Here is a 13,024-nt window from a genome sequence, read left to right on the forward strand (position 1 = left end):
CTCTGGGGGAATTGATCATGACGACCGGAACAGTCCAGCTGCACCGTGTGCTGCGTGCGCCGCCCGAGCGCGTCTATCGCGCGTTTCTTGAACCCGATGCCATGGCGAAGTGGCTGCCGCCTTATGGCTACACCTGCCAGGTCGAACACATGGATGCGAAAGAGGGTGGCACGTTCAGAATGTCCTTTCGCAGCTTCGGCAGCGGCAACAGCCATTCGTTTGGCGGCGAATACCTTGATCTGGTGCCGGGCGAAAAAATCCGCTACACGGATCGCTTCGATGATCCAGACCTGCCGGGGGAAATGATCACCACGGTGCTGCTGAGACAAGTGACATGCGGCACTGACCTCGACATTACGCAGGAAGGCGTACCTTCGGCCATTCCAGTCGAGATGTGCCATTTGGGCTGGCAGGAGTCGCTGGCGCAGTTGGCAAAGCTGGTGGAAGCGGAGACCTCCGAGTAGGCCGCAGCCGTAAAAAGGTCATTCGGCCGGGATGTGATCAATAGACATCCCGCCGATACCGCCCATCCCGCATCAGTGCTTGTACGGTCTGCGTACCCAGTACATCAACCAGCGCCTTGTGCACGCCCGGGGCCATGCTGTCCCGGCTGCCGCACACATAGATTGCCGCGCCCTGTTCCACCCAGTTTCTTATATCGGTCGCGGCGCCGCGCAGCCTATGTTGCACATAGATCCGCTCGGCCTGATCCCGGGAAAAAGCCAGGTCAAGCCGCGCCAGCGCGCCATTGGCGTGCCAGCTTTCGATATTCTCGCGGTAGTGATAATCGTGGGCGCGAAAACGTTCTCCGAACAGCAACCAGGTCTGATGCTGCCCGGCCCCGATGCGCGCCTTGAGGTGTGCGCGCAGCCCGGCCAGCCCGGTTCCGTTGCCGATCAGAATCAATCGGCGCGCTGAATCGGGTGCATGAAAGTTGCGATTGCCACGGATGCGTAGAGGAATAGCAGTGCCGTGCGCGGCAGTCTCGGTAAGCCACCCGCTTACGCGGCCCAATTGCCCATCGGGCTTGCGTACCTGTCGAACAAGCAGGTGTATGGCGCCATCTTCGGGCAGCGACGCAATGGAGTATTGCCTATGCTGTGGCAGGGCATCAACGGTGCCGGCGGACAATTCGATTTCCGCAATATCACCGGCCTGCCAGGCGGGCTGAAGGCCGGCAGGCGGACGCAGCTCGATATGAAAGCAAGGCGCCTCGGCGTTGCCGGGATTGAGCCGCTGGCGCCGCGCCAGCGTCCAGCCATCATAAGATATGGGCGCGAGACTGATGGGGTTGGAAAGAGCCAGCGCTCGCGACAGTTCAAGACTCCACTGGTCGAGGGACTCCGGACGCGCGTTGTCGACATCGATACGGTCGAAAAGCGGTCGCGCTCCGTGCCTGCGCAACCAGTCGTCCAGGCTTGCGCCGAAAGCGCAGAAACGCGCGTACTCCCTATCTCCCAATGCAAGCAGGGCGAAGCGCATATGCGCCAGGGTGCTCATGGCAGCCGGTGCGGCGCCGTCGGCGGGCTGCGGCGCCATCAGCGCCGACACAAAGGAAGAAGCGGCATCGGGCGGATCGCCCTCGCCCGTCGTGCTTACCACGAACAGCATGCGCTGCGCGCGTTTCATCAGGTTGGCATCGATATGGCCAAGCGGCAGGCAGAGCGCGGCCTTGCCTGCGCCGCGAAGGCTGGCCGCGGTGCGGTTGGCGAGATCTTCGGCAACGCCGGTCTGGCTTGCGTAGGCCACGATGATGTCACCGTCGGCGGCATGCGCCAGGGTGGACGCCTCCTGCGTGGCCTTGCGGCGATGGGTGCGCCAGGCGCGCAGGCACAGTACGCACCACGCTGCGGCAATACAGACCGCGATGAGGTATCGCTCGAGCATGGTGCCTATCCCGCCGACGCCAAGGCGGAGAAGGCGGGCGTTTCGTGTTGTATGAATCCGGTGTCGGTGGCGACGATGAACAGGGCGGCCAGATCGTGATTGCGCGCATATTCAAATCCCGCCCTGGGGCCGAGCACAAACAGGGCAGTGGCCAGGGCATCGGCCTGCATGCATTGCGCGTGCACCACGGTTACGGATGCGCTGCCGTTGTCCGCCGGCAGGCCCGTGCGCGGATCGATAATGTGCGCGTAGCGAGTATGCCCTTCCTGGAAATAGCGGCGATAGTTGCCCGATGTCGCTACCGACAGGCCATTCAGGGGAATGACCGCGGCGGCCTCGGCGCGCTGCGTCGTGGCCGGGCGTTCTATGGCCACATGCCAGGGGCCTCCGCTTGGGCGATGGCCATGCCCGCGCAGTTCACCACCCACTTCCAGCAAGTAGTCCGTCACGCCCAGTGCCTCCAGCGCGAGCGCGGCCCGATCCACACCGTATCCCTTGGCGATCGAGGACAGGTCCAGGTTCGCGTTGCCAGGTTGATACGCCCGCGAGGTGGCGGCGTCGAGCTGGACCCTGCGCCAGCCGACGCGCGCGCGGGCCTGGGCCAGCGCGGATGGGTCGGGCCGGCGCCGTTCGTGATGTGCGGCACCGAAGCCCCATGCGTCGACCAGCGGGCCTACGGTGGGATCGTAGGCGCCGTCGGTGCCTGCCGCGATAGCCATGGCCTGATGCAGAACCTCGAAGAATGATTTGGGAATGCTGTGCCAACCGGCGGGTGCGCGGTTCCAGTGGGAGATGTCCGAGCCGGGCTCCCAGGTGCTCATCTGGGCAACAACCTGGTCCAGTGCTGCCTGGATATCGCGGCGCGCCCGATTGGCCGCAACGCCGACAGGCAGCACAGCCTGGGCCGACCATGTGGTGCCCATGGTGGCACCGCGAAGAACAACGGCATCGGGCTCGGCCGCTGTGGCGCAGGCCGACAGGGCCAGCATCAATGCCCACAGCGCGTGCAGGAAACGCTTATGGGCTGTTGCCGCGCGCATCACTGAGGAAGGACCTCGAATGTCGCCACATAGGCCAGTCGCCGTTCGCTTGCACGGCTGGAGGCGGTCTTGTTGTCCTGTGCGTCGGCATCCAGCCAGTACATGCCGGCATGGGGCCATTGCACCGAGAACTTGCCCTGTTCGTCCGAAGTCAGCTTGATGGCCTCAAGCTGATCGCGATAGCGGCTTGCGCCCGGCACGACCTGAATTTCGACGCCGGATGCGGGTTTGCCGTCGAGCAGCATCTGGAAGGTTGCGGTTTCTCCCGCATAAAGGTCGTTGGGATGCGTGATTGGCAGTAATTCCAGGCCCTTGCCGACAGGCTTGATCTCGGTGGGCTTGCCGGCGGTCACGAAGGCTTCGATGCGGCGCACCGATTGCCACACCCTGAGCTTGTCGGCCTGGGCGGGCACTTGGTCAGCAACCTCGTCGGGCGTGCCGAACCAGCGCTTGCGTTCGCCGTTTTCTTCCCAGGCGGCGGCGATGGCGTCGCTGGCAATGGCAAGGCGGTAGGTGCCGGGCTTGGTCAGCTTCAGATCGAATGTGCTGCGTAGCTCGCCGGTGTTCTGGTTTTGAGGCTCAATCGCGGAACCGTCGGCGGCTGTCACGGTAAGGCCGTTAAGGCGCAGGGGGCGATGGTTGAAATAGAACTTGTCATTGCCCGCGGCGGCGTCCACGGTAATCCAGGCGTTTTCCGCGGACAGCACGGTGGCGGACGGCAGCAGCCAGACGTCGTGCGCGCGGGCCGCAAGGGATGTGCAGAGCAGCAGTGCCGCCAGAGCGCATTGGTGTATCGGTTTCAAGACAGACTCCTTGGAAAAACAGCGGTTTCTAGGGTTCAAGATCGAGGTCGACGCGGCCAAGCTCATGCTTGCCCTGCGCGCTTTTCTGTTCGGCCTGGGCCGGCGGCCAGGAGAACGGCAGCCGCAGTTGCTCGCGCCCGCCCAGTTCGCGCGCGGCCTCGACAACCAGCCCGTACTCGCCCGGGGCAAGGCCCGCAAGCGGTGCGGTCTTGCCGTCGAACGTCAGCGTGTGCGTGCCTACCGGTTTCGTGGCGCCGCTGACCCCATCTATGGGATAGCTGTGATCGCGGCCGCTGCGGCGCCACCACTGGCGCAGGTCTTTGAGCCATTTGGTGCCTTCGCCTTCCTCGGTGTCGTACCAGACAGCCAGGTCGGCGGCGACACTGCGGTCGGGTCGTTCCAGCCAGATTGCGACGTAGGGCCGGTGATAGGCGGCGACATTCAGCTCGGGTATCTCCACGCTGACGGTGAAATTGGCGGCTTGAGCCGTGCCTGCGAGCAGCGCCGCCAGCCAAAGGGAGCGAAACAATATGCGCATGAATACCCCAGTCAATGAATGAAAAGAAGCGCCAGCAATGCCGGTATCAAGACGCCGAGGCCGACCACGGGCCAGGTTGCGAAGCGACCTCCCGCGTGCATCTTGAGCAGAAACAGCCCCGTAAGCGAAAACACCAGACAGGCGGCGGCGAAAATATCGATGAACCAGCGCCAAACCACGCCGGTGTTGCGGCCTTTGTGCAGGTCATTCAGGTAGGAAACCCATCCGCGGGTGGTCAGCTCGTATTCGACTTCGCCGCTGGCCAGATCCACGGCCAACCAGGCGTCGCCGCCAGGGCGCGGCAGGGACAGGTAGATTTCATCCTCAGACCACTCAGCGTCGCGCGACCCGGCCTCCACGGATAACTCGTGTTTCAGCCACGCTCGCAGCGTGGCGGGCAGCGGCGCCTTGCGGGGGGCAGCGCCGCCGTCGGACTGGATCTGGTCCAGCATGGCGTCGGGCAATTGCGCGACGAGGGATTGGACCTGGGGCGCGGATTCGATGGAGGCCGCATGATTGAGTGTAATGCCGGTGGCCGCGAAGATGATCATGCCGATCAAACACAAGGCGGAACTGATCCAGTGCCATCGGTGCAGTGTTTTCAGCCAATAGGCGCGGCGCGTGGAATCGGACATGGCCTGGTTCGACAGGGAGAAAAGAAGCGCAAAAAATATTTCGGGATATTATCACGAATGAGAATTAATATCAGGTATATTCGCGTAATTTTCAGTATTTTCGAATAATTCCTATTTAATCCCGTTTGACCGCCATTCTGTGGGCGTTGGCGGCATGGTGCGCACCCAAACGATTAAATTATAATCATTATCATTCAATATGGTCCGCCACAAACCTGGAGCATCTCATCATGCTGGGTTTCCTTGCTTTTCTGCTTACTTCGACGGGCGCAGCCTGCTTTTATCTCGGCTCGCCCAACCAGACATGGCGCCGCAAGCCCCTGGATAGCGGCCTGATAGCCCCTGCTGCGGCGGTGCTGCTGGTGCTCGGCATGGGGATGTGGGGTCTGGCCATGCGGCCGGTCACCGGCTTCTTTGTGTTTCTGACGCTTCTGATGCTGTTATGGGTTATTTTTCCGTTTATAGGCGCATTGCGGCGGAGCCGGCAATGAGGCGGGCGCGGCGCCATCATGGCGGCTGGATGGGCAAGACGCTGGCCGGCACCCTATGCGGTCTGGCGCTTGCGCTGATCGCCAGCGGGCTTTTCATGCATGCCGGCAGCCAGGGCAGCATGGTGTTCGACAAATACCAGATCGCGCTGTGGATAGTCCCGCCGGTCTGGCTTGCCGTATTGTCCTGTTGTTTTCTCTTCCGTGACGCCGTGCGGGCCTGGCTTTGGCTGGGAGGGGCAAGCATCGCTAGCTACCTTCTGCTTCTGGCGGTTGCGCCATGAAGATTCAAGCGGACGTCCTCCGCATATACAAGGCGGTTCATACCTGGACAGGCATCATCGCGGGCCTGGCGCTGTTCATTGCTTTCTATGCCGGTGCGCTCACCGTGTTCAAGTACGACCTGGCGGCCTGGGTGTCCCCGCCCATGCACGATACGCGTCCCGTCGCCATACAGGATGCGGGCCGCCTCATCGACCAGACGCTTGCCGCGCATCCGGAGGCCTCGCGCGACTTCCGGCTGACGCTGCGCGCAACCGACGCCGAGCCGGCGCAGCTCTCATGGAAAAGCCAGGACGGCACGCGCCAGTACCACGCGGTTCTTGATGGCGAGGGCGCATTGAAAATCAGCGAGCGCGCACCCACGGATGTGGCGGAACTGGTCGACTATCTGCACCGCACGGCGGGCTTTGTGCCGGGCAATCTGGACGCCGGCGTGCTGGCGATAGGCGTGATTGCCATGATGTACGGCCTGGCGCTAGTGTCGGGCATCGTTATCCTGCTTCCCACCCTGGCCAAGGATCTCTTTGCACTGCGCCTGGGCAAGAACCTGAAGGTGCTATGGAAGGATGCCCACAATGCCATTGGCTTCTTCAGCTTGCCTTTTCACGTGATCATCGCGTTGACGACAGTTGTCTTCGCTTTTCACGAACCGATATACGACATTCAGAATCATCTGATCTACGACGGCAAGCTGCGAACCTTGTGGACCCTGCCCGCCCCGCCGATTGACGTGCCGGACGCTGCGGCAACGGGCGCGGCGCAAACCGCCACGCGGCAAGGGGCGGCTGTGCCTCCGGCGCAAGCGGTGCCATCAGCCCCGAGCAGATCGGCCATTGCCCCGGTGGCGCCGCCCGCGCAGCTTCTGCACACACTGCGGGTGCTGTCTCCCGGGTTCGAGCCTGAATATATGCATTATCGTGGCCTGGCCGGCGATCGCCCGACCGTGCGTGTGCATGGTGTCGATCCCGACTACATGATGCGCTACGATGCCTTTGCGATCATGGATCCGTTTACCGGCAGCATCATCAACGGCGCCTATCTGCCAGGCCACACCACAGGTTGGACGCGTTGGCTGGCGGTATTTTTTGCGCTGCACTTCGCCACGTTTGGCGGCGCCGTCGTGCAATGGCTGTATTTCCTGCTTGCTCTTGCCGGCGCCTTTCTGTTCTATTCAGGCAACCTGCTATGGATGGAATCGCGCCGTCGCCGTGCGCGCGAATCTGGGCTGCCGGAGCAAAAAACCTCGGTGCGCATATTGTCGGCGCTTACGGTCGGCGTGTGCCTGGGCTGTGTGGCGGGCGTCTCCGCCAGTCTTGTGACGGGAAAATGGCTGCATGGCCTGGTGCCGAACCTGAACAGCTGGCATATTGTTGTTTATTACGCTGTGTTCTTCCTGAGCATCGTCTGGGCTTTCCTGCGCGGCGCCGCGCGTGGCGCGGTGGAATTGTTGTGGTTGTGCGCCGCCGCCACAATCGCCATACCGCTGACCAGCCTGGCGGGATGGCTGCAGCCAGCCACGGGATTATGGGCCAATACCTCGCAGGCCAGCGTGGGCGTCGATCTGACGGCTGCGGTCGGCGCGCTGTGCATGATATGGATGGCCAGGGCCGCACGGCGGCGTCAGGCGCGCGGCCAGCGGGACAGCATATGGGCCGGTGCGGCCTGAGGCATGCAAGCGTCGCGCCGCAACCGCTTGCGCATTCAAACCAGGCGTCGGCGCAGATAGTCCCGCACCTCCCGGCGATTGCCGCTGAAGATAATGCGATCCTGGCGCTGCCGCCGCTGGTAGGCGTACATAGGATCATAATAATGGCGCAGCAACTGGTCTATCCATACGCGATGGCTCGCGGTTCCGTTGCCCGCCGCCTGCGACTTCAGCGCCTGTCGCATATGGGCGGCCAACTGGCGGTAGCGCTCCTCGCCCAGCCGCCTGGCGATTCGGGCGAGGCCAGCCAGCAGATGATCCGAAAAGGCCGCCATGCCGGCCTCAGGGCCGTGCAAGGCCACAAACTCGCCTGATAGGTCCAGCACGTAGTCCCGCAGGATGCGGTCTGTGCGTGCGGACAGATCTTCGTCCAGCCATACCAGGGGATAGCGCTGCATGCCATCCCGCAAAGGCAGCGGCAGGTTGCAGCTGCCTATCATGCGGCCTTCTTCCTCCAGTGCCAGCTCGCGCAGGCCCAGCGCCTGCTTTTTGAGCAAGGCTATGGCCAGCGCGTTCTCGAAGTCGATTTGCGTGGGCTGCGGTGTTGCGTGGCGGCCGAAGCTTGAGCCCCGATGATGCGCCAGGCCTTCCAGGTCGATTGCATGTTCCAGCTCGTGCAGCAGCGCCGTCTTGCCGCTACCGGTCAGCCCGCCAACCAGTACGAAACGGCCGGTTTGAAAGGCCTGCGCCATCACACCGGCGAGATAGGCGCGCAGCGCCTTGTAGCCGCCCGCGACACGAGGATAGTCTATGCCGGCTTGCGCCAGCCATTGCTGGGCGATCTGGGAGCGCAGCCCGCCGCGGAAGCAGTACAGATACCCGTCCGGATGCCGGCGCGCGAAACGGACCCATGCGGCGATGCGTTCGTCGCGCACGGCGCCCGAAACGAGTTTGTGGCCCAGCGCAATGGCTGCCTGCTGGCCTTGCCTGGCATAGCAGGTGCCCACGGCCTCGCGCTCGCTGTCGGTCATCAGCGGCAGGTTTACGGCATGTGGAAACGCACCCCTGGCGAACTCCACGGGTGCGCGCATGTCCATCATGGGCGTATCGGCCAGGAACAGCGCGCGATAGTCCTGCGTGTCGCCGCGCATCAGTTCACCACGACGCCATGAGGCTGCCGCGGCCCCAGGTGCCCAATGGGCGAGAGCCGCAGGCCCAGCGCGGCGGCCTGTGCCAGAAAGTCGTTCACCTCTGCCGGTTCGACCGCCACGAGCAGGCCGCCGCTGGTCTGGGGATCGCAAAGCAGCAGGCGCTGTTCTTCCCGCATGGGGGCGACGCCCTGCCCATAGCTGTCGAAGTTGCGCTGTGTCCCGCCCGGGACGCAACCTTGAGAAAGATAATGATCGATGCCTGGAATGCGGGGTACCGCGTCGTAGTCGAGATATGCCGTCAGCCCGCTGCCATCGGCCATTTCCAGCAGATGGCCCAGCAGGCCGAAACCGGTGACATCCGTCATGGCCTTGACGGCGGGCAGGGTGCCGAAGCGGCTGCCTGCCGTGTTGGGCGTGCACATCCAGTCGCGTGCCACATGCCTGTCTTGCGGCCGCAGCCTCCCCTGCTTCTCGGCGGTGGTCAGAATGCCCACGCCCAAGGGCTTGGTCAGGAACAGCACGCATCCCTGGGTGGCGGTGTCATTGCGCTTGAGATGCTCACGGCGCACCGCGCCGGTCACGGCCAGACCGAAAATAGGCTCGGGCGCATCGATGGAGTGTCCGCCCGCCAGGGCAATGCCCGCCGCATCGCAGGCTGTGCGCCCACCCCGCACGACTTCGCGGGCGATTTCCGGCGGCAGCACATTCACGGGCCAGCCCAGGATGGCGATCGCCATGAGAGGGGTGCCGCCCATGGCATAGATATCGCTGATGGCATTGGTGGCGGCAATGCGCCCGAAGTCGAATGGATCGTCCACGATAGGCATGAAAAAGTCGGTGGTGGATACGATCCCTTGCTGTTCGTCGATGCCGAACACGGCGGCGTCGTCGCGCGAAGCGTTGCCCACCCACAGGTTGACATCATGGTTCTGCGCGCCGCTGCCTGCCAGGATGACGTCCAGCACACGCGGAGAAATCTTGCAGCCGCAACCCGCGCCGTGGCTGTATTGGGTGAGGCGTATGGGTTCTGACATGCTGGATGCTCCGGAAAGAAATCGCCAAAAATTGTACCCCCGCCGCCGCGGGGAAAGCCGGTTGCGCGGCGAAAGCGGCCGCTGCGTCATAGGTTGGCGGCCACCTGCGCCGTGGCACAGGAATCTATGAAATGGCATATTTGACGCGGGTTTCAGCCATTTTCCCGCGTTCGCTCCAGCATAAGCATATGACAAAAATCCTAATAAATAGGATCTATGTACTAAAAGTTGAGCAATGGAAATTTTTCCATTAGCATTGCCCACACGATGTTCCTCACGAGGCGAGGCATGAAGCAGGAATCTACGCTGGAAGGCGTCCGGGTTATCGAGATCTGCAACGTGGCGGCAGGCCCCTTCTGCGGGTTGCTGCTGGCGGACATGGGAGCCGATCTCATCAAGATCGAGCACCCAGGCGGCGGCGACACGCTGCGTAGCTGGGCGCCCATCACGCAGGGTTACAGCGAGAATTTTGCGTCGCTCAACCGGAACAAGCGGTCGGCGGCACTTGATTTGAAGAATGAGCAGGATCGCGACGCGGCCCGCCGGTTGATCGCTTCGGCCGATGTGCTGATCGAGAACAATCGACCTGGGGTCATGGATCGCCTGGGGCTGGGTTATGAGCACATGCGCGCGCTGAACCCTCGCCTGCTTTACTGCTCTATTTCGGCCTATGGGCAGTCGGGGCCGCGCAGCCAGGAAGGCGGATTCGACCTGACGCTGCAGGCCATGAGCGGCCTCATGAGTGTTACCGGAGAGCAGGGCGGCGCGCCCGTCAAATGCGGTGTGCCCGTGTGTGATTTTGCCGCCGGTCTGTACGCCGCTTTTGCCATTGCCTCGGCGCTGCGCGCAGTGGAGCGCGACGGGCGGGGTGCGCATATCGATATTTCCATGCTGGGTGCGACGCTGGGCATCGCGGCATTGCAGACATCGCAGTATTTCGGCACGGGCATCAATCCTGAGAAACTGGGCTCGGCGCATCCACGCAACGCGCCGTATCAGGTATTTCGCTGCCGCGGCGGCTATTTCGGCATGGCTGCGGGCAACGATGCGTTGTGGAAAGCGGTGTGCGCCACCGTGGAACGCATGGACCTGCTTGCGGATCCGCGCTTTGCGAGCACGACGCTCAGGGCGGAACACCAGGAGGCGTTGCGCGACATCCTGGAAGAAATTTTCGCCGAACACGATGCCACGGCCTGGCTGGCGCGGTTTCGCCAGGCGGGTGTGCCCTGCGCGCCCATCAACACTTATTCGGATGTGCTGGACGACGAGCAGGTGCGGCACATGAATTGGGTGCAGGCCCTGGATCTGCCCAATGGCGTGCAAACGCGGACGTTTGCATCGCCCATACGCATGGACGGCAGGACGGCGGATATCCAGCGTCGACCGCCGGCGCTGGGCGAACACACAGACGAAGTGATTGCCGGCATATCGGTGCAGTCATGAGCGCGCAGCCTTTGAACGCCGCCCTGCGCATTATGCGCCAGCCCGACCACTGGGTTTTTCTTCTCAACAGGCCGGCCAAGCGCAATGCGTTAAGCGCCGATCTGGTGGAGGCATTGCTGCAGGGCGTGATGTCGGCATTGCAGGAGGATGTGCCATTGCTTGTGTTCCAAGGCGAGGGCAGGAATTTCTCCGCAGGCTTCGATTTCACGGATTACGAAGAGCAAAGCGAAGGCGATCTGCTGCTGCGTTTCGTTCGCATCGAGATGTTGCTGGAGACGCTGGCCACTGCGCCCTGCATGACGCTGGCGCTGGCGCAGGGACGCAACTATGGCGCCGGCGCGGATCTGTTTGCCGCCTGCAGGCGGCGCATCTGCACGTCCGATGCCAGCTTTCGCATGCCGGGCTTGAACTTCGGGCTGGTATTGGGTTCGCGGCGCCTGCGCGCAATCGTGGGCGAGGCTGAGGCGCTGCGCATATTGGGCGAGAGCCTCAGCTTCGACGCCGGCCAGGCGCGTGCCAGCGGCTTCGTCCACGATTTGGCGGACGAGGCAAGTTGGGGTGGAATCATCGAGCAAGCGCGCGAAGCGGCAGCGGCGCTGGACAGCGATACCAGACACCGCCTGTACGCGGCACTCGACGGACCCGGCGCGAGCGTCCAGCGTCAGCACGACATGGCGGCACTCGTGCGGTCGGCTGCCAGGCCGGGGCTGAAGGCCCGCATCGGGCAGTATCTGGAAACGCAGAAACCGGCGCTGGCGGGCCGGACGAGTTTGGCGACCGGCGCGTCCGACAGGACATGATGCGGCGCGCGCAGGCGTGAATGACGGTGCCGCTCTGGCACCGCCGCGCAGTATCCACGTAAGGAGAAGGCGGTGAAGATTACGCGGGTGGAGACGCTGAGTTGCGATGCGGGATGGCGCAACTATCATTTTCTGAAGATGGAGACCGACGAAGGCCTGACTGGCTGGAGCGAGTATGACGAAGGCTTTGGCTCGCCCGGCGTGACGGCGGTCATCTCGCAGCTGTCAGGCCTGTTGGTGGGTCAACCTGTGCCGGGTCTTGAGTATTTTCATGCCCAGGCATATAGCCGCACGCGTCCCGCCGCCGGCGGCGTGGTGGCCGAGGGCATGGGTGCGCTGGAGAATGCCCTGCTGGACTTGCATGCCAAGGCGCTGAATGTGCCTTGCCATGCCTTGCTGGGTGGCAAGGTGCGCGATCGGCTGCGTGTATATTGGTCGCACTGTCCTGCCTGGCGCATCAACCATCCCAAGTACTTCGGTCCGGCTGTCACGGATCTGGACGGTGTCAGGGCCATGGGCGCGGAAGCTCGGGAGCGGGGCTTCACCGGCCTGAAGACCAATACATTTATTTTTGACGACGGGCCCGCCTATGCATGGCGCCCGGGCTTTGCGGCACCGTTCTATCCGGAGCTTAACGTGGAGCGCGGGCTTGTACGCAACCTGCAGGCATGCATCGAGGCTTTGCGCGATGGCGCGGGGCCGGACATGGATATTCTGCTGGACCTGAATTTCAACGCCAAGACCGAAGGCTATCTGAAGCTGCTGCGCGCGATTGCCGATCAAGACATTTTCTGGGTGGAGATCGACAGTTACAGTCCCGATGCGCTGGCCTACATCCGGAACCACAGCCCGCATCCCATCAGTTCCTGCGAAACACTGTTCGGCGGGCGGGAGTTCCTGCCTTACTTCCAGAAGAACGCGGTGGATGTGGCCATTGTGGATGTGGTCTGGAACGGTGCGTGGCAGTCACGAAAAATTGCCGACCTTGCGGACATCCATGAAGTGAATGTGGCGCCTCACAACTTCTACGGCCATTTGTGCACCATGATGAATGCGCAGTTTGCCTGCACGGTGCCGAACTTCCGGATCATGGAAACCGATGTGGACCGGCTTGCGTGGGATGACGAGCTGTTCACGCACGTGCCCGAATACCAGGACGGCCACCTCGTCGTGCCCGACCGCCCGGGCTGGGGCACTGACCCCATCGAAGAAGCAATACGGGCGCATCCGCCGAAGGCCGGCGGAGGCCTGATCAAGCCGCGGCCCCGTTCCTGACGC

General features: G+C 63.1%; 14 protein-coding genes. 7 read left to right on the forward strand and 7 right to left on the reverse strand.

What is annotated here, in order from left to right; genetic code table 11:
* The first annotated feature begins 17 nt into the window (after window positions 1-17).
* Window positions 18-464 (forward strand): SRPBCC family protein, encoded by a 447-nt coding sequence (locus ERD78_RS13050; RefSeq protein WP_129969765.1) that lies wholly within the window; start codon window positions 18-20, stop codon window positions 462-464.
* 37 nt (window positions 465-501) lie between these two features.
* Here ERD78_RS13050 and ERD78_RS13055 read toward each other — a convergent pair whose 3' ends face one another.
* From ERD78_RS13055 to ERD78_RS13075, 5 genes are read right to left on the reverse strand one after another with little or no spacing between them, the layout of a single operon-like run.
* Window positions 502-1,887, reverse strand: a complete 1,386-nt coding sequence (locus ERD78_RS13055; protein ID WP_129969766.1) for a sulfite reductase subunit alpha — start codon at window positions 1,885-1,887, stop codon at window positions 502-504.
* 5 nt (window positions 1,888-1,892) lie between these two features.
* Window positions 1,893-2,927: an FAD:protein FMN transferase gene (locus ERD78_RS13060; protein WP_371734602.1), complete on the reverse strand. Its 1,035-nt coding sequence runs from the start codon at window positions 2,925-2,927 to the stop codon at window positions 1,893-1,895.
* Window positions 2,927-3,730: a DUF4198 domain-containing protein gene (locus ERD78_RS13065; RefSeq protein WP_129969767.1), complete on the reverse strand. Its 804-nt coding sequence runs from the start codon at window positions 3,728-3,730 to the stop codon at window positions 2,927-2,929. The genes ERD78_RS13060 and ERD78_RS13065 overlap by 1 nt, the downstream gene beginning before the upstream one ends.
* Window positions 3,731-3,758: 28 nt before the next feature.
* Entirely contained in the window at window positions 3,759-4,268 is a 510-nt protein-coding gene (locus tag ERD78_RS13070; protein WP_129969768.1) for a DUF2271 domain-containing protein, read from the reverse strand.
* Window positions 4,269-4,279: 11 nt separating this feature from the next.
* Window positions 4,280-4,903 carry a PepSY-associated TM helix domain-containing protein gene (locus tag ERD78_RS13075; RefSeq protein WP_129969769.1) on the reverse strand — a complete coding sequence of 208 codons (624 nt, stop codon included), beginning with the start codon at window positions 4,901-4,903 and terminating at the stop codon, window positions 4,280-4,282.
* A gap of 230 nt (window positions 4,904-5,133) precedes the next feature.
* Here ERD78_RS13075 and ERD78_RS13080 point away from each other — a divergent pair, with 230 nt between their 5' ends.
* The 3 genes from ERD78_RS13080 to ERD78_RS13090 are packed head-to-tail and all read left to right on the forward strand — an operon-like array spanning window position 5,134 to window position 7,339.
* Window positions 5,134-5,394 (forward strand): hypothetical protein, encoded by a 261-nt coding sequence (locus ERD78_RS13080; RefSeq protein WP_129969770.1) that lies wholly within the window; start codon window positions 5,134-5,136, stop codon window positions 5,392-5,394.
* Complete coding sequence (locus tag ERD78_RS13085; protein WP_129969771.1) at window positions 5,391-5,675, forward strand: hypothetical protein; 285 nt, start codon at window positions 5,391-5,393, stop codon at window positions 5,673-5,675. Before ERD78_RS13080 ends, ERD78_RS13085 begins: the two co-directional genes overlap by 4 nt.
* The gene (locus ERD78_RS13090) at window positions 5,672-7,339 is read left to right on the forward strand and encodes a PepSY-associated TM helix domain-containing protein (RefSeq protein ID WP_218940859.1); all 1,668 of its coding nucleotides are present in this window, start codon (window positions 5,672-5,674) and stop codon (window positions 7,337-7,339) included. Before ERD78_RS13085 ends, ERD78_RS13090 begins: the two co-directional genes overlap by 4 nt.
* A gap of 35 nt (window positions 7,340-7,374) precedes the next feature.
* Here the strand turns inward: ERD78_RS13090 and mnmH are convergent, their stop codons facing one another.
* Both mnmH and selD read right to left on the reverse strand, forming a co-directional pair.
* Entirely contained in the window at window positions 7,375-8,469 is a 1,095-nt protein-coding gene (gene mnmH, locus ERD78_RS13095; protein ID WP_129969772.1) for a tRNA 2-selenouridine(34) synthase MnmH, read from the reverse strand.
* Complete coding sequence (gene selD / locus ERD78_RS13100; RefSeq protein ID WP_129969773.1) at window positions 8,469-9,503, reverse strand: selenide, water dikinase SelD; 1,035 nt, start codon at window positions 9,501-9,503, stop codon at window positions 8,469-8,471. The genes mnmH and selD overlap by 1 nt, the downstream gene beginning before the upstream one ends.
* A 288-nt stretch (window positions 9,504-9,791) precedes the next feature.
* Between selD and ERD78_RS13105 the strand changes: the two genes are divergently transcribed.
* The 3 genes from ERD78_RS13105 to ERD78_RS13115 all read left to right on the forward strand — a co-directional run bounded on the left by ERD78_RS13105 (window position 9,792) and on the right by ERD78_RS13115 (window position 13,021).
* Entirely contained in the window at window positions 9,792-10,946 is a 1,155-nt protein-coding gene (locus ERD78_RS13105) for a CaiB/BaiF CoA transferase family protein (protein ID WP_129969774.1), read from the forward strand.
* Window positions 10,943-11,746, forward strand: coding sequence for an enoyl-CoA hydratase/isomerase family protein (locus ERD78_RS13110; protein WP_129969775.1), 804 nt, complete (start codon window positions 10,943-10,945; stop codon window positions 11,744-11,746). The genes ERD78_RS13105 and ERD78_RS13110 overlap by 4 nt, the downstream gene beginning before the upstream one ends.
* A 72-nt stretch (window positions 11,747-11,818) precedes the next feature.
* A complete protein-coding gene (locus ERD78_RS13115; RefSeq protein WP_129969776.1) occupies window positions 11,819-13,021 on the forward strand; it encodes a mandelate racemase/muconate lactonizing enzyme family protein in 1,203 nt (400 codons plus the stop codon).
* Window positions 13,022-13,024: the final 3 nt, after the last annotated feature.

The sequence above is a fragment of the Allopusillimonas soli genome (assembly GCF_004153445.1).
Lineage (GTDB): Bacteria > Pseudomonadota > Gammaproteobacteria > Burkholderiales > Burkholderiaceae_B > Allopusillimonas > Allopusillimonas soli.